The sequence below is a fragment of the Streptococcus sp. P25B114 genome (assembly GCF_053010325.1).
Map to the genome: position 1 here is coordinate 1 of NZ_JBRKNW010000021.1, position 19,028 is coordinate 19,028.

The following is a 19,028-nucleotide window of genomic DNA, read 5'->3' on the forward strand; positions in this document are numbered from 1 at the left end:
GTTGGTTTTGTATGCACTTTTTACACTAAAATTTAGTCCAAAATAAAACAATTTCCTTATTTTGACTATTGAACTCAAAATATTTTTCGTCAAATACCTTGATAAGCTTGACAAACGGTAGAAAAAAGCCCTGAAAAGAACCTCCTTATATTGTTCATATAAGGAGGTTCTTTTCAACCCAATGCTTTTTTTTTATTTTTTATTTTTTACACTCCTCTGAAAACGATTTTATTACTTGTAAAGAAATGGTATAATAGAAGTTAAATAAAGAGAAAAGGTGCCTTATGACGACCATAGATATTAGCGAAGAAACATTAGCGAGAGAGTCCTCTGGTCTTCTTAGGACCCTCTTGAAAGATCGAACGACCAACAAGTCCATTGTTTGGGCTACACATTCCTATGAGTTGCTGGGAAAAGGGTTCGGTGCTTATGACCGAATCACTCCTACTAGAGTGACGGGTCCCTATGCCAACCTCATCCAGCCACGTTCAGAAAAGTCCAAGTACGAGCAAAAAGACCGCACCAAGGTCCGAGCAGAGGTGTTTACCCCAACTTGGTTGGTCAGACAGCAGATTGATGCCGTGGACCAAGACTTCCAAGATCTAGACCTAGAGGCCTACCTCAACCTCAAATGGTTGGAAATCACCTGCGGGGAAGCCCCTTACATGGTCTCCCGCTACGATACGGTGACTGGACAGGCCCTCGACCTTGAGGAGCGGGTCGGTTTTTTGGACCGCAAGCTCCACCGTCTATCTGAGGAAGTCCATGAGGAAGAAGTCTGGTTCCAAGGGGCGGTGACCGCCTACCAGAACGCCTACGGTTATGAGTATCAAGGAGACTCCCTACTCTTGGCGCGTGAAAACCTCCTAGCCAGCTTCATCGACTACTACCAAGCCAAGTTTGCCCAGGAACCCAGCCCCAGCCAGAAACAGACCATTGCCCAGATTATTTCCTACAATGTCCTGCAGATGGACGGCCTGACCTATACCAGCCCCTACTCCCAGCAAGCAAAGGAAGCTGTTCAACTCAGCCTTTTTGAGGAAATAGCAGAGCAGACCAGCCAGCCACAAAAGGCACAAATCAAAGATTGGAAAACAAATGAGTTGATAGATTTTAAGCGTCTATCACAAGGAGAAAGCCCTATGAAATTTGATGTTGTCATTGGAAACCCACCGTATCAGGAGGAAATTGAAGGAGCCAATACCCAAGCAAGACCGATTTATAATTTATTCATGGAAGAATCCTATAAAATTGGGGACAAGGCTGTTCTTATCACACCGGCACGTTTTTTAGCAAATACAGGAGCCACTCCAAAAAAATGGAATAAGAAAATGCTTGAAGATGAGCATTTAAAAATTTGCTACTATGAGTTAAAAAGTGGCAATGTATTTCCTGGAACCGATATTAAAGGTGGTGTTGTGATTACTTACCATGATAATGACAGCTTTTTTGAACCGATTGATACCTTTATTTCATCTCCGCTTTTGGATTTAGCCTATCGAATTGTGAAAAAATCTGGTTATTTGAATCAAACCTTGGATCAAATTATGTACGGTGCAGATAGTCATAAGCTAACAGATGTCATGTTCGAAGAGAATCCGGAGTTACTCTCAAGAACAGATGAATCACATAGAAAGGCAGTGTCTTCTACGATTTTTGATCGATATCCTGAGATATTTTTCGATGAAAAACCTGACACTAATGAAGAATATTGTCAAATATACGGTAGAATAAAAAACAATCGTACAGCAAAATATATAAAAAGTACTTACTTAAGGGAACATCCAAATCTAAGATGCTATAAAATACTTGTTCCGGAATCAAATGGTAGCGGAGCTTTAGGAGAAGTGTTAAGTACACCCCTAATCGGGGAACCCCTAATCGGGTATTCCCAAACGTTTGTATCTATTGGTCAGTTTCAAACCAAAGAAGAGGCTGAAGCATGTATGAAGTATATAAAAACAAGGTTTGCTAGGGGATTTTTGGGAATTAAAAAGATTACGCAACACAATCCTCCTTCAACTTGGCAGTATGTACCGCTGTTTGATTTTGCGTCAAGCTCAGTCATTGACTGGTCCCAGTCGGTGGCGGAGATTGACGCACAGCTATATGCCTTGTTTAACTTCCCTCAAGAGGTTATTGATTTCTTTGAAACCAACATCAGACCAATGGACTAAGTTTTTGAATGTTGAAATTTTCGAAGAGAAGTGAGTAAGATATATAAAAGAGAAGTAGGTAATCTATGTCCGTTTTGATTAAAACTTCAGAAGAGATTTCTCCAAAAATCTACGCCTATACCACACCCCATGTGACGACCAATGACGGCTGGATCAAGATTGGCTATACCGAGCGTCAGGTGGAGCAGAGGATTAAGGAGCAGACCCACACGGCGGGGATTGAGCCGTCTATTTTGTGGCAGCAGGAGGCTAGGTACATCGAAGAGCCTGACAAGGGCAAGCCCTTCAAAGACCATGACTTCCACCAGTTTTTAAACTTCCATGCCATCGAACGCCGTCCCAAGACCGAGTGGTTCTATTTCAATGGTCATCCTGAAAAGGCCAACCACCTCTTTGACCGATTTGTCCGTCATGATGTTTCAGGTTACCAGCCTGGGGAGCAGGTAGACTACCAGCTCAGACAGGAGCAGGAAGAAGCAGTCCAGCAAACCTTGACCTATATCCAGACCAATCAGGACGCGCGTAAGAAAGAGTTTCTCTGGAATGCCAAGCCACGCTTTGGCAAGACCCTGGCCACCTATGACTTGGTCAAACGACTCAACTGTGACCGAGTTTTGATTGTGACCAACCGTCCAGCCATCGCCAATTCTTGGTTTGATGATTTTCATCAGTTTATCGCTGGCACGACCTCCTATAAGTTTGTTTCGGAGTCGGATTCCCTCAAGGTCAGACCAGCCCTATCACGAGAAGACTTCCATAAACTCCTTTTTACCGAGGAAGACGCTAAGGAAATCGCCTTTTTAAGCCTTCAAGATCTGAAAGGGTCCAAATACTTCGGCGGCGCTTATGATAAATTGCAGTGGGTAGCCAAGACCCAGTGGGATCTCTTGGTCATTGATGAGGCCCATGAAGGAGTGGATACGGAAAAAACAGATGTTGCCTTTCACCAAATCCAGCGCAACTTTACCCTCCACTTGTCTGGAACTCCCTTTAAGGCTCTAGCCAAGGGCAAATTTTCGGAAAACCAGATATACAACTGGTCCTATGCGGATGAGCAGGCTGCCAAGCAAGATTGGCTCTCAAGCTCCGAGCAAGAAAATCCCTATGAAAACCTTCCCCAGCTCAACATGTTCACCTACCAGATGTCCAAGATGATCACGGACAGGGTTCGAGATGGTGCGGATTTTGGCAGTGAAACGGTTGATTTTGCCTTTGACTTGAATGAATTTTTTGCGACCAATGAATCAGGCAGCTTTATCCATGAGAGAGAAGTCAAAGAATGGCTGAACACCCTGACCACTAATGAAAAATACCCATTTTCAACTAGAGAGCTCCGTCGGGAAATCAAGCACAGCTTTTGGCTATTAGACCGAGTGGCCTCTGCCAAGGCCTTGAAAGACTTGTTGGAAGACCATCCAACCTTTGACCGGTATAAGATTGTGCTGGCTGCAGGTTCTGTCAGTCAGCGAGAAGCTGAGGATACAGAAGCCAATGGCAAGTCGCTCGATATGGTCAGGAAGGCCATTGCTGAGTATGACTATACCATCACCCTGTCTGTCGGTCAGTTGACGACTGGTGTGACCATTCCAGAGTGGACAGCAGTCTTGATGTTGAGCAATCTTCAATCTCCAGCCCTCTATATGCAGGCTGCCTTTCGTGCCCAAAACCCTTACAGTTGGGTGGAAGGAGACAAGGTTTACCGCAAAGAGCGGGCCTATGTCTTTGATTTTGCTCCTGAACGGACCCTGTCACTCTTTAGTGACTTTGCCAATAACCTCAGTCTAGCGACAGCGGGTGGTGCAGGAATCAGTCAAACTAGAGAAGAAAATATCCGCAACCTGCTCAACTTCTTCCCAGTTATCGCAGAAGATAGGGAAGGCAAGATGGTGGAAATTGACGCTCAGGCAGTCATGACCATTCCAAGCCAGATACGAGCAGCAGAAGTCATCAAGCGTGGCTTTATGTCCAACTTCCTATTTGACAATATCGCAGGCATTTTCCGTGCTAGTCAGCTAGTCTTGGACATCTTGGATGAACTCCCTGTTGAGCAACAAGGGAAAATCAGTCATGCACCTGATACACTTGAATTTCCAGATATTGAGGTGGATGAAGAAGGACAGGTTCAGGTGGCAGAAGACTTGGTCATCAACCGTCAAGAAGTCCTTTTTGGGACAAAAGTTTATGATCTGTTAGACACTGTGGAAGAGTTGGTTGACCAGGTAGAAACAGTTGACAAGGCTTTTGTAAAAACGGTTCAGAAAGAAATATCTTCTACCTTGGTAGCAGACCTAACTGCTGGCTATGACTTGACCAACCGGGAAAGTAAACAAATTGAGAAGCAGATTCATACGGAGATTGAAAGCCTCATCCAGCGTAGCGAAAAAGAATTTGATATTCAGCAGGCTCATCTCGAAAATGAATACCAAGAAGCCTTGAAGGAAACGGTGGATAGTCAGCAACAAGAGGAACTAGAGCAGGCCTATCAAGCCAAGAAGATAGAAGCGCACCAAGCCCATCAAGCAGAGTTACGGCAACGGCTGGCAGAAAAAGTGCAGGATTTGCCGCATGATCTGGTCAAACAACAGGAAGTCAAACAGCGAGAACGCACCAAGGCTCAGGCTGAGGACGAGATTCGCGGTCACTTACGTGGCTTTGCACGCACCATTCCAAGCTTCATCATGGCTTATGGAGATGAACATCTAACCCTAGCAAACTTCGATAGCTACGTACCAGATGAAGTCTTCATCGAGGTAACGGGCATCAACCTCAACCAATTCCGTTATTTGCGTGATGGTGGACCTGAATTTGCCGGCCATCTCTTTGACCAGCCGACCTTTGATCAGGCCATCCAAGAATTTTTACGGAAAAAAGCAGAGTTGGCAAACTATTTTGAAGATAGGACAGAAGACATCTTTGACTATATTCCACCTCAAAAGACCAACCAAATCTTCACACCGAAGAAGGTGGTTCAGAAAATGGTGGATGAGTTGGAAAAGGAAAATCCTGGTATCTTCGACGACCCATCCAAAAACTTTATTGACCTCTATATGAAATCAGGGCTATATATCACAGAGTTGGTCAAACGCCTCTATAATAGCCAAGGCTTACAAGCAGCCTTTCCAGAAGGGCATGAGCGGCTCAAGCATATCTTGGAAGAGCAAGTTTACGGCTTTGCGCCAACGGCTATTATCCATAAGATCGCTTTGGAGTTCATCTTTGGCACCTTACCTGACACCATTAGCCGGAAAAACTTCTTACAAGTAGATACTGTTCCTTATGCCAAGGAAGGCATGATGCAGGAGTTGATTGATAAATCTTTTGGATAAATTGAAGGAAAACTTGTCATTTTTGGCAAGTTTTTTCAGATAAGGTGCTATACTAAAACTAGGAATGGAGGGTGGATATGTTATGGCAAATTATGTTTATCAACAGGTCATTTGTTCCAAAGATTTTTTTGAAACCTACTTTTTAGATTACTACCCGATAGACGAAAAAAGGATTGATCCACCGTATATTAGTTTTAATAAACTTGTCTGTGTGAAAAATATTGGTGAATATAGGGAACAATTCGGTGAATACATCTATTATGGTTATGGCTTCACTCATAAGATACGGTCAGATGGCTTGATGGTCCTAAAGTTTGCGACAAAACGTGATGTTCCTATCGCTGCGATTAGAGCCGCTATTCAACTGGACCATAGCTTGGAGTGGTATGCGGTTGAAGAAAATTGTATCTATGTTTCTCGTTTTTATTGGAATCATGGTGTCCAAGAAGAGATTTATTTACTAGATGATGATGATGACTTTGGAAGATGGGTAGAGGCTAGATATGAGTTTGAAGAAGCACTGGCCGACTCAGATCATATTGTCTGGTATTATTTATTGGAGAATAAGAATAACTGGCTCGACAGGGCTACCTTGCTTGACCTACCGAGATATTATGAGGAGTGATTTGTGAGAGGAGAATATCATGTGGACAAAGAGAATAGGGTACATTACCGAACCTGGGAAATTGGTTGATTATTTCTTATCTGTTGGACAGTTTCATGATTATTTGATTGGTTCTTTTTCCTATGATAGTCAGTCAGCTAGTCTACGTTTAACCATTGAGGAGGATTGTTTAGCAGAAAGTCCTTCTAATGCGCCAGCCTTGGTTTGGGATTTGGAATGCCAGGGAGTGACAGATTTTAGAATGCAAGACATGGAGGGGCTTTCGAGGTGGTGGATTTATGAAGTTTTATATGATGGCACTACTTGTCAATTTCAGCTTGTAAATGGCTATTTTTCCTTCTCGGCAGAAAGTTTTAAGTTGGGAATTCCCCATAAACCGACTACAGTAGGGCATCCAGCCATTACTCGTTTGCAGTATGATTATTTCTTGCAAGAATTTGAGGCGGGGATGAATGTTGATGAGACTGCTTTTCGTTTTGAGACAGATAATCAGGATACTCTTCGATATATTGGATATTCAGGAAATGAAGCTCCCTACTGGGCAGGTTTGTCAGATCTACCAGATGGAGGTAGATTTAATACAGCTCAGGAGCTCTTTGAGGCAAAAATCTATGATGGTCAATCTCTCAAGGAGAGATGGAGTGAGGTCAAGATTTATAGTATTCTTTCTTTGCCTTTGGATGACTGGTTGAGTTGTGTACCGCATTCTGTTGAAACGCATGTGTATGAACCGGAGGATGACTATGGTCTCTATATCAATGGTGTTGAATTAGATGGTTTTATCGATGAGGATGGGAAGCCTTGTCCATCTTGTGGTATAGCCCCATGTTATTTAGATGATTATGACGAACATTTTTGTCCTTATTGCAATAGCTGGATGACGGAGGACTGGTGGGATAGAGATGAGGTACACTACTTTGAAAAACGACCTCTTGAGCCGGCTCTCTTATGGAAACCGAATAAAATGCTACGATTTTGCCAGGTACAATTTTCAGTTGACGGCAAACCCTATACCTACTATTGTCCTGACCAAACGATAGAAAGGGGAGACTGGGTGGAAGTTTTAGTTGGCAAGCAAGCTATAAAAAAAGCTGTTCCAGTAGTGGCTATCATTACCGCGCCAGCAGACCGTCCTCCCTATCCTCTCAACAAGATAAAAACTGTGCTTGGTAAGTCAAGAGAGTGGTCGGAAATAATTGCCGAAAAACTGGAGAATTTACTAACTCACGGCTATATCTGTGATCTATCGGAAGAAAAAATCCCAGCCGATTCATCGGTAGCTTACGACCTCTTGAAAACTCCGATCGGCAATTTCTGGTTGGAATTTAATGGTCAGCCCATAAAAATGTCCATTATAGCTCGGTATCCAAATCTTGAGGATACGTACTTTGTGGAAGGAAGTTATCATCTGAAACCTTTTGCGCCGGATTTTGTTGATTTTAAGAGTTTATCGATTTGTACAGATATTGACTTTAGAACTGGCAGATTGATTGACAACTTAGGCGGTGAACATCAATACGGGAACAATTGGCAAGTTGGGGATTACGATATTGGAGTTGTCGCGCACCCATACTCATACGATGAAGCTGAAGTAGATGAAAACATGTTAGGAATTCCCTATTTTCGTGAATGGATAGAAGACTATCAGCATCTAACTTGCTTTTCGGTTGCTTGGAAATACTATGCTTCCGATGAGGATTTATCCATCTGGTTCAATGTCTAACTGAATGAAGCACCTTCTGTATGAGCTAGGCTAGGTTGTAAATCTCTATTCATTTCAATAATAAAAGTATTTTTCCATATCAATAAAGAAACCGCCAACTATATGGCGGTTTGAAGCTATTTAAAATACAAGAGTCTCAACCCGTTCAAAATCACCAAAATCGTTGATCCTTCGTGGCCCACCACACCGAGTGGCAGGTTGATAGACTGGAAGAGGTTGGAGATGATAAGAAGGGCAATGACAGATAGAGCAAAGATGATGTTCTGCTTGATGATGCCCCGCATTTTCTTAGAGAGACGAATAGAGTAAGGAATTCTCGTCAGGTCTTCCATGAGTACGATGTCAGCTGACTCCATAGCGATGTCCGTTCCGCTTCCCATAGCATAGCTGACATTGGCTTGAGCCAGGGCGGGAGCGTCGTTGATGCCGTCTCCGACCATGCCGACAGACGCAAACTCGGTTTGTAATTCTTGGATAACAGCAGCCTTATCCGTCGGCAGACAGTTGGCAATCACACGGTCAATACCGACCTGACTCGCCACGTAACGAGCCGTCTTTTCTTGGTCGCCCGTCAAGAGAATTGGTGTCACGCCCATCTCTTTCAATTGGGCAATCAGCTGCTTGCTCTCAGGTTTCAAACTATCTTCCACCATGAAGATCGCCGCCAGCACATCATTTTGACTGATATAGACCAGGGTTTTCCCAGTGCTTTCCGCCTCATCGATCTGTGCAACTAAGTCCGCAGACAGGGGACTGACCAAGCTATCTACCACAAAGCCCGCCTTACCGATTTTCCAGCTGTCGCCCTCATAACCTGCCACCAAGCCTTTTCCGGTCACGTCTTCTAGGCTTTGGAGGGCAATAGCAGAGCTGTCAGCCGTATAGGTCATGAGAGCCTGAGCGATCGGGTGACTAGATTGTTTTTCAACTGCCTGAACAACCTGTTTGATAAGCTCCACATCGCCAAGATAGGTTGCCCCTACAACCTCAGGTTTACCAATGGTTAGGGTACCCGTCTTGTCAAAGACGATTGCTTCTAGATTGGCGATATTATCCGCAATGTCACCGCCCTTGATAATCATGCCCTTGCGTGCCGCACGGCTGATGGCAGAAAGTGTCGCCGGTGAAGAAGAAGCTACAAGTGCACAAGGAGAAGCAATGGTCAAGAGAATCATGCCACGGTAGAAGGCAGTTAACCAGTCCCAGCCCAGAGCAAAATGAGCAAAGAGGATAAAGAGTGGTACCACCACCAAAACAACCTTGACATAGGTATCTTCCATATTTTCAATGAAAGTCGCTGTTTTTGATTTGGATTCTTGGGCGTTTTCAACCATTTGGACGATTTTATCGAAGAGGGCATCTCCTTTCTCAGCCGTAACTTGAACGGTCACAGTTGGACCTTGGTTAATGGTTCCGCCGATAACAGCAGCGCCAGCCATTTTCTCCGCAGGGAGCGGCTCGCCTGTAATCATGGATTCGTCAAAGATGGATTGGGGACTGATGAGGGTAGCATCCAGTGGAACCGTGTCGCCCTTGCGAACTTGCAAGAGGTCACCGACGCGGATGTCGGTAGTGTCCAAAACGGTGATGTCACCATTTTCCTCGATTTTTCGGGCAGTTGGAGGGGTCATGTTCATCAGAGCAGCGATAGCGTTTTTACTTTTCTCCATGGCTAATTCTTCCAGAGTAGAAGAGAGGGAGAAGATGAAGATGAGCAGGGCTCCTTCCATCCAGTAGCCAATCAGACCAGAGCCGATAGCCGCCAAAATCATGAGAAGATCAACAGACAGGTGCTTGTCCACAAATAATTCCGTCAGTCCTTCCTTAGCAGACTGGTAGCCACCGATAACAAAGGCTAGGAGAAAGAAAATGGGAGCAAAGCCTAGTTCTGAATGGAGCAAGAGAATACCTACTAAGATGAAGAAGAGACAGAGGCTGGTAGTTATGATGTGAAGATGGTGTTTTAGATTGCTTACAAGAGTCATAGTTTTATCCTTATTTATAATCATTATCGTTTTGATAAGTTAATTATAACAGTTCTAAATAGAATGTCAATAGTTTTTTAGAATAATTATAAATAAGATTGTTCAGACAATTCAAAGAAAAAAGAAAAAACAGCCAGTGGCTGCTTTCTAGCTATTGAGTTGACAGTCGGGGCAGATACCATAAATAGATAAGACTTCCTTGGTAATCTTGTAACCTGTTTGTTCGTGGGCTTCGCGTTTGAGGCTAGGAATTTCTACGTCCATGAAATCGGTAATCTTCCCGCATTTTTCGCAGATGACATTGAGATGTTCATGGCCCATGAAATCATAATAGGTTGTTGTGTCATTGGTCCGCTTGAGTTCAGTGACAAATCCTTCTTCCAAGAGAACTTTGAGGTTGTTATAGACAGTTGCCAAACTCATGTTTGGGTAGTTGGGCAGGAGGTCCTTGTAAATCATTTCAGCGCTTGGGTGATCGTCGCTTTCGATCATATAGGAAACAACAGCCTTACGGGTTTCTGTAATGCGAACACCTTTTTCCTTTAAGTGTTGAATAACATGCTCAAAGGCAGTTTGGTTTTCTGCATTCAGGTGAGAATGTAGCTCCATTCCGGCCTCCTTTTCTTTTTATAATAATTCTAAATATTTCCTTCATTATATTCTTTTTTTGGAAAGCTGTCAATGACTGAAGTTGTCACTTCAATCTGTGCTAGGACAGTTGTTGTTTTATAGCCTTGTTTTTCTAAGTTTGCTTGTGCTACAATCAGAACATGACACGATTTAAGGCAATTATTTCCTACGACGGACATGACTTTTCTGGTTTTCAACGCCAGCCCCATGCCCGTACAGTTCAGGAAGAAATCGAAAAAACATTAGTAAGACTAAACAGTGGTCAGCCGGTGACAGTGCATGGTGCAGGTCGGACAGACGCAGGAGTGCACGCTTATGGTCAGGTGATTCACTTTGACTTGGCTGGCAGTCGAGATGCTGAGAAGCTCCGCTTTGCCCTGGATACTCAAACCCCTGAGGATATTGATGTGGTCAGTGTGGAGCAGGTAGCGGATGATTTTCATTGCCGCTATGCCAAGCATAGTAAGACCTATGAATTCCTGGTGGACATTGGCCGGCCAAAGAATCCTATGATGCGCCACTATGCGACCTTTTATCCCTATGATTTGGACTTGAGCTTGATTGAAGAAGCCATCCAAGACTTGGTTGGGACCCATGACTTCACAGGCTTTACAGCTTCGGGGACCTCGGTCGAGGATAAGGTACGGACCATCACAGCGGCGACAATGGAGTACGACCAGCGGCGGCAGTTTTTGATTTTTACCTTTTCGGGCAATGGTTTTTTATACAAGCAGGTGCGGAATATGGTTGGGACCTTGCTGAAAATTGGCAACGGTCGCATGCCTGTTGGGCAGATCAAGCGGATTTTGGCAGAAAAGGATCGTGGCTTGGCAGGTCCAACTGCGGCAGGCAACGGCCTCTATCTAAAGGAGATTATCTATGAAGACTAGGTATATTTTGGCTCTTTCGGGCAATGATATTTTCAGCGGTGGCGGTCTCCATGCAGACTTGACCACCTACACTGTCCATGGCCTGCATGGTTTTGTGGCGGTGACCTGCTTGACAGCTATGACGGAAAAAGGTTTTGAGGTTATTCCGACAGATGCAGCGGTGTTTGCCCAGCAGTTGGCTAGTTTGAAGGATGTGCCCTATTCGGCTATTAAGATTGGATTGCTTCCGACGGTGGAAATAGCAGAGCAGGCTTTGGAGTTCATCAAGGCTCGTCAAGATATTCCTGTGGTCTTGGATCCAGTCTTGGTCTGCAAGGAAACACACGATACAGAGGTCAGTCAGCTTCGCGATGAACTCTTGAAGTTCCTTCCCTATGTCAGCATCATCACACCAAATCTGGCAGAAGCTCAGCTATTGCTCCAAAAAGACATCCAAACGGAGGAAGAGATGGAGCAGGCGGCGGTGGCGCTTTATGACTTGGGTGCCAAGTCGGTGGTCATCAAGGGGGGCAATCGCTTGGGAGGTTCACAGGCTGTTGATGTTTACTATGACGGGAAGGAAGTGGTGGTGCTCAAGTCTCCCCTACTTTCAGAAAACAATGTAGGGGCAGGCTGTACCTTTGCGTCCAGCATTGCCAGTCAGCTCTTGCTAGGTCAGAACTCTTTGGAGGCAGTCAAATTATCCAAGGACTTTGTCCATGCAGCCATCTTAAAATCAGATCAATATGGGGTGATTCAGTATGAGAAATAAAAAGACGCAAGAACTGGTATTGCTGGCTATTTTAACTGCCTTGAGTTTGGTATTAGCCTTTGTTCATGTGCCAACTGCAACTGGTTTTGTGACACTTTTGGATGTTGGGGTGTATTTTACAGCCTTTTACTTGGGTAAGAAAGAAGGAGCCATTGTTGGCGGACTGTCAGGGCTTCTGATTGATTTTTTGTTGGGCTATCCCCAGTGGGCTTTCTTTAGCTTGCTTTTCCACGGTACTCAGGGTTATTTTGCAGGATGGAAAGGTAAAAGTCGTTATCTTGGGCTTGCTCTAGCGAGTATTAGCATGGTTGGAGGTTATTATCTAGCTTCTCGACTTTATTTTAATGACCTGAAAGCCATTGAAAGTGTTCTAAGCAATACCTTGCAAAACACAGTTGGTCTGGTAGTTGGTTACATCTTGGCTCAGGCAATAGAAAGAATTGGTGCAGTAAATCATGTCATTAAAGGAAATTAAGGAAGAGACCAAGCAAGTTGTCGAAGAAATTTTAGAACTCAGCAATCTTCAAAAGGGTCAGATTTTTGTCCTAGGTTTGTCTTCTAGTGAGGTCATTGGTGGGCATATTGGCAAAAATTCCAGTCTGGAAGTTGGCGAAGCCGTTGTCGAAACCATTCTAGATATTTTGACACCAAAGGGCATTTACCTAGCTGTCCAAGGCTGTGAGCACCTCAATCGTGCCTTGGTAGTGGAGCGGGAATTGGCTATCCAGAAAGATTTGGAAATGGTCAATGTCCTCCCCACCCTTCATGCAGGAGGGTCTGGACAGTTGGCAGCCTTCAAGTATATGAAGGATCCAGTCGAAGTGGAATTTATCACCGCTCAGGCGGGTGTGGACATCGGTGATACGGCGATTGGGATGCACATCAAGCACGTCCAAGTGCCAATTAGACCGAGCTTGCGTGAGATCGGCCAGGCCCATGTTACAGCTCTTGCCAGCCGTCCTAAACTGATCGGCGGTGCCCGTGCAGCTTATCTGGAAGATCAAATACGGAAAAATTAATCACAGCCAGAAGGTTGTGATTTTTTTGAATACAAAATCCTTGCCAAGTAGATTTCTTTTTGCTAAACTTGTTCTTGTGGTTGATACAAGTTCAAAGGGAGGATTTCCATGGATACCAAATTTTCAGTAGCTTTGCATATCTTGACCATGATTAGCGAGAGTAGTGATGTCATGACGTCGCAGGCCTTGGCAACCAGTGTCGGTACCAATGCCAGTTATATCCGCAAGGTCATCGCTCTCTTGAAGAATGCAGGCATCATACAGTCCCATCAGGGCAAGGCTGGCTATGAGTTGAGCAAGGATCCGTCGGACATCAGCCTCCTGGACATCTACTATGCCACCCAGGAAGTCACGCATATCCAGCTCTTTCAGCAGCACCAACACGCCAATCAATCCTGCCCAGTTGGTCGGCACATTGCAGGGGCTGTCCAGCCAATCTTTGCGACCATTGAGCAGGATTTGCAGGATAGATTATCCCAAGAAAGCTTGGCCCAGGTCATTGCTAACTTGTATCAAGAGGCAAAAAAATCCAACTGACTTTTACAAGTCAGTTTCTATTTCGCACAACTTGGACTTGTATCAGATACAAGTCATTTAAAAAAGGAGTAAACCATGAAAGCAGCACAACATACATCTTATAACAAAAACAATATCGTACTTAACCTAACAGACATTGCTAAGCCAAACATCAAACCAGACCAGGTCCTTATCAAAGTGACCGCAGCAGGTGTCAATCCTTTGGACAACATGATTTCTCGTGGAGATGTCAAGATGATTGTCCCTTACAAATTGCCACAAACAGCGGGCAATGAGGTCGTTGGCTTGGTGGAAGAAGTCGGCTCAAGCGTGACCAATTTTGCAGTTGGTGACCGTGTCTTTGGTCGTCTTCCTCTCGACAATATCGGTGCCTTTGCCGAGTATGTAGCGGTGGAGGCTGCTGCACTTGCTAAAGTTCCTGCCTATCTGACGGATGTGGAAGCGGCTGCCGTTCCCCTGACTGCCCTGACCATTATGCAGGCATTGGACCTCATGGGTGCAGAGGCTGGCAAGACCATTTTCATCTCAGGTGGTACAGGCGGTGTCGGTGGTATGGCCATTCCCATTGCCAAAGCCAAGGGTTTGACGGTCATTACCAACGGTGATGGGGCAAATGCAGAGCGGGTATTGGCGTTGGGTGCCGACCAGTTTATCGACTACAAGACAGAAGATTACACTAAAACCCTCTCCCAAATCGACTATGTACTGGACACACTTGGCGGTGCAGAAACCGAAAAACAAATGTCGATTATGAAAAAAGGCGGTCAGTTGGTTTCCCTCCGTGCTATGCCAAATGGCGAATTTGCCAAACGCATGAACCTACCAAAATGGAAACAATTCCTCTTTGGTTTGGTTGGTCGCAAATTTGACAAGATGGCGGAAAGCTACGGTGTGCACTACCATTTCATCTTCGTAGAAAGCAATGGTCAACAGTTGCAAGAGGTAGCAGACATTTTCAGCAAGTTAGAAATCAAACCGTCTATCGATACCGTTTATCCATTTGAAGAAGTCAACGCAGCCTTGGACAAGGTCGCAAACGGTCGCTCACGTGGAAAAACTGTCCTCAGTTTTAAATAGTAGGAGTACTTATGTCTTATATCACAACTAAAAATCAATACATAACTGTCGCTGGCAATCAGATTGCCTACCGTGAACTAGGTAAAGGCAAGTCTAAACTGCCCTTGGTCATGTTAGTCCATTTGGCCGCAACCTTGGATAACTGGGATCCAAAATTGCTGGATTTACTGGCTGAAAAAGAGCACATCATCGTCCTTGATTTGCCTGGCGTCGGAGCCAGTCAAGGCAAGGTAGCTCCTACGATTCCAGGAATGGCAGAGCAGGCTCATGCTATTATCAAGAACTTGGGGCATACGAAAATTAACCTGCTCGGTCTTTCTATGGGTGGTTTTATTGCCCAAGAAATCGTCCGTCTTGATAGTCAAATGGTTAACCGCTTGATTCTAGCAGGAACAGGACCTCGTGGCGGTGTTGAAGTCGATAAGGTGACAGGAAAAACTTTTCGCTATATGCTGAAGGCTGGTATGGAGCGCGTGGATCCAAAACGCTACATTTTCTACAACCACGATGAAGCAGGCCGACTGGAAGCTGAAAAAGTTTTGGGTCGTATGGGAGAAAGAAAAGCCGAGTATGCAGACAAGGACATGAATGTCCCAGGATTTTTAACACAGCTGAAGGCAATCAAACGCTGGGGTAGAGATCCTCAAGACGATATGACCTTTATCACGCAACCAACGCTGATCGTCAACGGTGACAAGGATATGCAAGTTCCGACTGAGAACTCTTATATCATGCATGAGAAAATCAAAAACAGTCAACTCATCATCTATCCCAATGCAGGTCACGGGTCTATCTTCCAAAATGCAGATGACTTTTCAACAGCCTTGATAGACTTTTTGGAGGAATAGTCCCTATTACTCTTGCATATACAAGGCCTGCAAAGTCCCCAAAATCACCTTAGCCTGCTCTTGAAAGAGTTGATTGAGTTACTTGTCTTCCTTATCTTTTGTCTGTATAATAATCTAAAACGAAAGGAAATCAAATGAACACAAAAGATTTTTACTGGGTGCGAGAGCCAGAAAACTACCAGATTTCGGATAAGGAAATCAGAATCACAACCCAAGCTCACACGGACTTGTGGCAGAAGACCTATTACCATTTTGTCAATGACAATGCTCCCCTGCTCTTGATGGATACGGAGGAAGAGTATTTTTCCTTCACTGTTAAGACAGATTTTTCCAATAGTCATACCCGCTTTGACCAGTGTGGTGTCGTGGTCTATCAGGATTCGGAAAACTGGATTAAGGGCTCGATTGAGTATGAAAATGAAGACTTTCAGCACTTGGGCAGTGTCGTGACCAATCACGGTTTTTCAGACTGGGCAACTCAGGAGATACCCGCTTCTGTTAAGTCTATCTATTACCGTTTGAGCCGACGGAGTAGTGATTTCTGCATTGAAAACTCTAAAGATGGTGTCCATTTTGAGCAGATGCGGATTTGCCACTTACATGAAGGCGGTGGAAAAATCCATTTTGGAATCTATGCCTGCTCGCCAGAAGATTCTTCTTTTGAAGCGGTCTTTTCCGAAATGAGCTTGACAGACTGCATGTGGCAGGCCCATGACGGACAACAACCAGATTAGAAGATTAGCTTCCAGCTCTGCCATTTCCCCAAAGTCCGTCATAAAATCGTTGAAATCCTTGTCAATTGTGTTATAATGAAGAGTATGCAATAAAATTTTAAGGAGAATGACAGAATGTCTGTATCATTTGAAGCAAAAGAAACAAACCGCGGCGTTTTGACTTTCACAATTGGTCAAGATGCAATCAAACCAGAATTGGATCGCGTTTTCAACAAAGTTAAGAAAGATATCAATCTTCCAGGTTTCCGTAAAGGTCACTTGCCACGTGCCGTTTTCAACCAAAAATTTGGTGAAGAAGCACTTTACCAAGATGTCGTAAATGCATTGTTACCAGCAGCTTATGAAGCAGCTGTTGCAGAAGCTGGTCTTGAAGTCGTTGCACAACCAAAAATCGACGTTGTATCTATGGAAAAAGGTCAAGACTGGACAATCACTGCGGAAGTTGTGACAAAACCTGAAGTAAAATTGGGTGACTACAAAAACTTGGCAGTTTCAGTAGAAGCTACTAAAGAGGTAACAGATGAAGAAGTTGATGCAAAAATCGAGCGTGAGCGCAACAACTTGGCTGAATTAGTTATCAAAGAAGGTCCAGCGGCTGAAGGCGACACAGTTGTTATCGACTTCGTTGGTTCAATCGACGGTGTTGAATTTGACGGCGGTAAAGGTGAGAACTTCTCACTTGGACTTGGTTCAGGTCAATTCATCCCAGGTTTTGAAGCACAATTGGTAGGCCACTCAGCTGGTGAAGAAGTAAACGTTGAAGTGACTTTCCCAGAAGATTATCAAGCAGCTGACCTTGCTGGCAAACCAGCCCTCTTCGTAACAAAAATCCACGAAGTAAAAGCAAAAGAAGTTCCAGCTTTGGATGACGAATTGGCAAAAGACATCGACGAAGAAGTGGAAACACTTGATGAGTTGAAAGCTAAATACCGCAAAGAATTGGAATCTGCTAAAGAAATCGCTTATGACGATGCGGTAGAAGCAGCTGCGATTGAATTGGCAGTAGCAAACGCTGAAATCGTTGAATTGCCAGAAGAAATGATTCACGAAGAAGTTCACCGTGCAATCAATGAATTCTTGGGTGGTATGCAACAACAAGGTATCTCACCAGATATGTACTTCCAAATCACTGGTACAACTCGTGATGACCTTCATAAACAATACGAAGCGGATGCTGAAAAACGTACTAAGACAAACTTGGTTGTTGAAGCAGTAGCGAAAGCAGAAGGATTCGAAGCAACTGACGCTGAAATCGAGAAAGAAATCGAAGACTTGGCAGCAACTTACAAGATGGAAGTAGCACAAGTTCGTAGCTTGCTTTCACCAGAAATGCTCAAACATGACATCGCTGTGAAGAAGGCTGTAGAAGTGATCACAAGCACAGCAACTGTAAAATAGGATTGATAGGAACTAAGGTTGGGCAATTTCCCAGCCTTTTTTCAATGCTAAGGATTTTTGGAAGAGTTGCACAAAAACGTTTTGCTATTTTTGTATACCTTGACCTAGTTTTTACAAGCGCTTTCATTTACAATATAACTATCAAAGAAAGAGAGGATTGAACATGGTTCAATTAAATTTAAAAAACATTTACAAAAAATACCCAAACAGTGAGCACTACTCTGTTGAAGACTTCAACTTGGACATCAAGGACAAGGAATTTATCGTATTCGTAGGTCCTTCAGGATGTGGTAAATCAACAACTCTTCGTATGATTGCTGGTTTGGAAGACATCACAGAAGGGGAAGCATACATCGACGGCGTTCTCATGAATGATGTGGCTCCAAAAGACCGCGATATTGCCATGGTATTCCAGAACTATGCCCTCTACCCACACATGACTGTATTTGACAACATGGCCTTTGGTTTGAAATTGCGTAAGTACAGCAAGGACGAAATCAAAAAGCGTGTAGAAGAAGCAGCACAAATCCTTGGTTTGACAGAATTCTTGGAACGCAAACCAGCTGACCTTTCAGGTGGACAACGCCAGCGTGTTGCCATGGGTCGTGCTATCGTTCGTGATGCCAAAGTATTCTTGATGGATGAGCCCTTGTCAAACTTGGATGCTAAACTCCGTGTATCCATGCGTACAGAGATTGCCAAAATCCACCGCCGTATCGGTGCGACAACTATCTACGTAACCCACGACCAAACAGAAGCTATGACCTTGGCTGACCGTATCGTTATCATGTCTGCAACTAAAAACCCAGCAGGTACAGGTACAATCGGTCGTATCGAGCAAATTGGTAGCCCAGAAGAGCTCTACAACCGCCCAGTTAACAAGTTTGTTGCTAGCTTCATCGGTAGCCCTGCTATGAACTTCTTCACAGTTACGCTTCAAGATGGCGTTCTTGTTGGAGATGGTTTCAAAGTGGATCTTCCAGAAGGACGTCGCAAACACTTGGAAGAAAAAGGCTACAATGGCAAATCATTTACCCTCGGTATCCGTCCAGAAGACATCAAGGCTTCTCAGTTGGAATTAGACACATACCCTTCTTCTATCGTGGAAGCAGAAGTGGTGGTATCTGAGCTTCTCGGTGCAGAAACCATGCTTTACTCTAAAGTCGGTAGCACAGAGTTTGTATCTCGCGTTGATGCGCGTGATTACCACAACCCAGGTGAAACTGTTCGCTTGACCTTCAACCTTAACAAGGCTCACTTCTTCGATGATGAAACAAGCAAGGCGATTGTCTAACCTTTCTAAAATCG

At 44.3% G+C, this 19,028-nt stretch carries 16 protein-coding genes; 14 read left to right on the forward strand and 2 right to left on the reverse strand.

The window, feature by feature from the left end:
• Window positions 1-284: 284 nt before the first annotated feature.
• From ACVC7T_RS09250 to ACVC7T_RS09265, 4 genes are all read left to right on the forward strand, one after another.
• Window positions 285-2,177, forward strand: coding sequence for an Eco57I restriction-modification methylase domain-containing protein (locus tag ACVC7T_RS09250; RefSeq protein WP_447262839.1), 1,893 nt, complete (start codon window positions 285-287; stop codon window positions 2,175-2,177).
• Window positions 2,178-2,242: 65 nt separating this feature from the next.
• Entirely contained in the window at window positions 2,243-5,503 is a 3,261-nt protein-coding gene (locus ACVC7T_RS09255) for a DEAD/DEAH box helicase family protein (RefSeq protein WP_447262840.1), read from the forward strand.
• A gap of 82 nt (window positions 5,504-5,585) precedes the next feature.
• Window positions 5,586-6,128: a hypothetical protein gene (locus tag ACVC7T_RS09260; protein ID WP_153048448.1), complete on the forward strand. Its 543-nt coding sequence runs from the start codon at window positions 5,586-5,588 to the stop codon at window positions 6,126-6,128.
• Between the two features lie 19 nt (window positions 6,129-6,147).
• The gene (locus ACVC7T_RS09265; protein ID WP_105123571.1) at window positions 6,148-7,851 is read left to right on the forward strand and encodes a hypothetical protein; all 1,704 of its coding nucleotides are present in this window, start codon (window positions 6,148-6,150) and stop codon (window positions 7,849-7,851) included.
• A gap of 116 nt (window positions 7,852-7,967) precedes the next feature.
• Here the strand turns inward: ACVC7T_RS09265 and ACVC7T_RS09270 are convergent, their stop codons facing one another.
• On the reverse strand, window positions 7,968-9,836 hold the full coding sequence (locus ACVC7T_RS09270; RefSeq protein ID WP_447262841.1) for a heavy metal translocating P-type ATPase: 1,869 nt from the start codon (window positions 9,834-9,836) through the stop codon (window positions 7,968-7,970).
• A 147-nt stretch (window positions 9,837-9,983) separates the two neighbouring features.
• A complete protein-coding gene (gene perR / locus ACVC7T_RS09275; protein ID WP_447262842.1) occupies window positions 9,984-10,445 on the reverse strand; it encodes a peroxide-responsive transcriptional repressor PerR in 462 nt (153 codons plus the stop codon).
• 161 nt (window positions 10,446-10,606) lie between these two features.
• Between perR and truA the strand changes: the two genes are divergently transcribed.
• The 10 genes from truA to ACVC7T_RS09325 all read left to right on the forward strand — a co-directional run bounded on the left by truA (window position 10,607) and on the right by ACVC7T_RS09325 (window position 19,014).
• Window positions 10,607-11,356, forward strand: a complete 750-nt coding sequence (gene truA, locus ACVC7T_RS09280) for a tRNA pseudouridine(38-40) synthase TruA (protein ID WP_257104077.1) — start codon at window positions 10,607-10,609, stop codon at window positions 11,354-11,356.
• On the forward strand, window positions 11,346-12,107 hold the full coding sequence (locus tag ACVC7T_RS09285) for a bifunctional hydroxymethylpyrimidine kinase/phosphomethylpyrimidine kinase (RefSeq protein WP_447262843.1): 762 nt from the start codon (window positions 11,346-11,348) through the stop codon (window positions 12,105-12,107). Before truA ends, ACVC7T_RS09285 begins: the two co-directional genes overlap by 11 nt.
• Window positions 12,097-12,582: an ECF transporter S component gene (locus ACVC7T_RS09290; RefSeq protein ID WP_257117088.1), complete on the forward strand. Its 486-nt coding sequence runs from the start codon at window positions 12,097-12,099 to the stop codon at window positions 12,580-12,582. The genes ACVC7T_RS09285 and ACVC7T_RS09290 overlap by 11 nt, the downstream gene beginning before the upstream one ends.
• Window positions 12,563-13,126, forward strand: a complete 564-nt coding sequence (locus tag ACVC7T_RS09295) for a TIGR01440 family protein (protein ID WP_172066955.1) — start codon at window positions 12,563-12,565, stop codon at window positions 13,124-13,126. Before ACVC7T_RS09290 ends, ACVC7T_RS09295 begins: the two co-directional genes overlap by 20 nt.
• A gap of 108 nt (window positions 13,127-13,234) precedes the next feature.
• The gene (locus tag ACVC7T_RS09300; RefSeq protein WP_172066956.1) at window positions 13,235-13,663 is read left to right on the forward strand and encodes an Rrf2 family transcriptional regulator; all 429 of its coding nucleotides are present in this window, start codon (window positions 13,235-13,237) and stop codon (window positions 13,661-13,663) included.
• Window positions 13,664-13,738: 75 nt separating this feature from the next.
• Window positions 13,739-14,740: an NADP-dependent oxidoreductase gene (locus ACVC7T_RS09305; RefSeq protein ID WP_394735958.1), complete on the forward strand. Its 1,002-nt coding sequence runs from the start codon at window positions 13,739-13,741 to the stop codon at window positions 14,738-14,740.
• 11 nt (window positions 14,741-14,751) lie between these two features.
• Entirely contained in the window at window positions 14,752-15,588 is an 837-nt protein-coding gene (locus ACVC7T_RS09310) for an alpha/beta fold hydrolase (protein WP_105123576.1), read from the forward strand.
• A 134-nt stretch (window positions 15,589-15,722) separates the two neighbouring features.
• A complete protein-coding gene (locus tag ACVC7T_RS09315) occupies window positions 15,723-16,322 on the forward strand; it encodes a DUF1349 domain-containing protein (protein ID WP_447262844.1) in 600 nt (199 codons plus the stop codon).
• A 114-nt stretch (window positions 16,323-16,436) separates the two neighbouring features.
• Window positions 16,437-17,720 (forward strand): trigger factor, encoded by a 1,284-nt coding sequence (gene tig, locus ACVC7T_RS09320; RefSeq protein WP_447262845.1) that lies wholly within the window; start codon window positions 16,437-16,439, stop codon window positions 17,718-17,720.
• Between the two features lie 163 nt (window positions 17,721-17,883).
• The gene (locus ACVC7T_RS09325) at window positions 17,884-19,014 is read left to right on the forward strand and encodes an ABC transporter ATP-binding protein (protein WP_105111367.1); all 1,131 of its coding nucleotides are present in this window, start codon (window positions 17,884-17,886) and stop codon (window positions 19,012-19,014) included.
• Window positions 19,015-19,028: the final 14 nt, after the last annotated feature.

Excerpts from the sequence above, each read along its gene's own strand:
- ACVC7T_RS09310 (WP_105123576.1), top strand. The coding sequence starts at position 14,752 with ATGTCTTATATCACAACTAAAAATCAATACATAACTGTCGCTGGCAAT.
- truA (WP_257104077.1), top strand. The coding sequence starts at position 10,607 with ATGACACGATTTAAGGCAATTATTTCCTACGACGGACATGACTTTTCT.
- tig (WP_447262845.1), top strand. The coding sequence starts at position 16,437 with ATGTCTGTATCATTTGAAGCAAAAGAAACAAACCGCGGCGTTTTGACT.
- ACVC7T_RS09265 (WP_105123571.1), top strand. The coding sequence starts at position 6,148 with ATGTGGACAAAGAGAATAGGGTACATTACCGAACCTGGGAAATTGGTT.
- ACVC7T_RS09285 (WP_447262843.1), top strand. The coding sequence starts at position 11,346 with ATGAAGACTAGGTATATTTTGGCTCTTTCGGGCAATGATATTTTCAGC.
- ACVC7T_RS09260 (WP_153048448.1), top strand. The coding sequence starts at position 5,586 with ATGGCAAATTATGTTTATCAACAGGTCATTTGTTCCAAAGATTTTTTT.
- ACVC7T_RS09300 (WP_172066956.1), top strand. The coding sequence starts at position 13,235 with ATGGATACCAAATTTTCAGTAGCTTTGCATATCTTGACCATGATTAGC.
- ACVC7T_RS09255 (WP_447262840.1), top strand. The coding sequence starts at position 2,243 with ATGTCCGTTTTGATTAAAACTTCAGAAGAGATTTCTCCAAAAATCTAC.
- ACVC7T_RS09315 (WP_447262844.1), top strand. The coding sequence starts at position 15,723 with ATGAACACAAAAGATTTTTACTGGGTGCGAGAGCCAGAAAACTACCAG.
- ACVC7T_RS09305 (WP_394735958.1), top strand. The coding sequence starts at position 13,739 with ATGAAAGCAGCACAACATACATCTTATAACAAAAACAATATCGTACTT.
- perR (WP_447262842.1), bottom strand. The coding sequence starts at position 10,445 with ATGGAGCTACATTCTCACCTGAATGCAGAAAACCAAACTGCCTTTGAG.
- ACVC7T_RS09270 (WP_447262841.1), bottom strand. The coding sequence starts at position 9,836 with ATGACTCTTGTAAGCAATCTAAAACACCATCTTCACATCATAACTACC.
- ACVC7T_RS09290 (WP_257117088.1), top strand. The coding sequence starts at position 12,097 with ATGAGAAATAAAAAGACGCAAGAACTGGTATTGCTGGCTATTTTAACT.
- ACVC7T_RS09325 (WP_105111367.1), top strand. The coding sequence starts at position 17,884 with ATGGTTCAATTAAATTTAAAAAACATTTACAAAAAATACCCAAACAGT.
- ACVC7T_RS09250 (WP_447262839.1), top strand. The coding sequence starts at position 285 with ATGACGACCATAGATATTAGCGAAGAAACATTAGCGAGAGAGTCCTCT.
- ACVC7T_RS09295 (WP_172066955.1), top strand. The coding sequence starts at position 12,563 with ATGTCATTAAAGGAAATTAAGGAAGAGACCAAGCAAGTTGTCGAAGAA.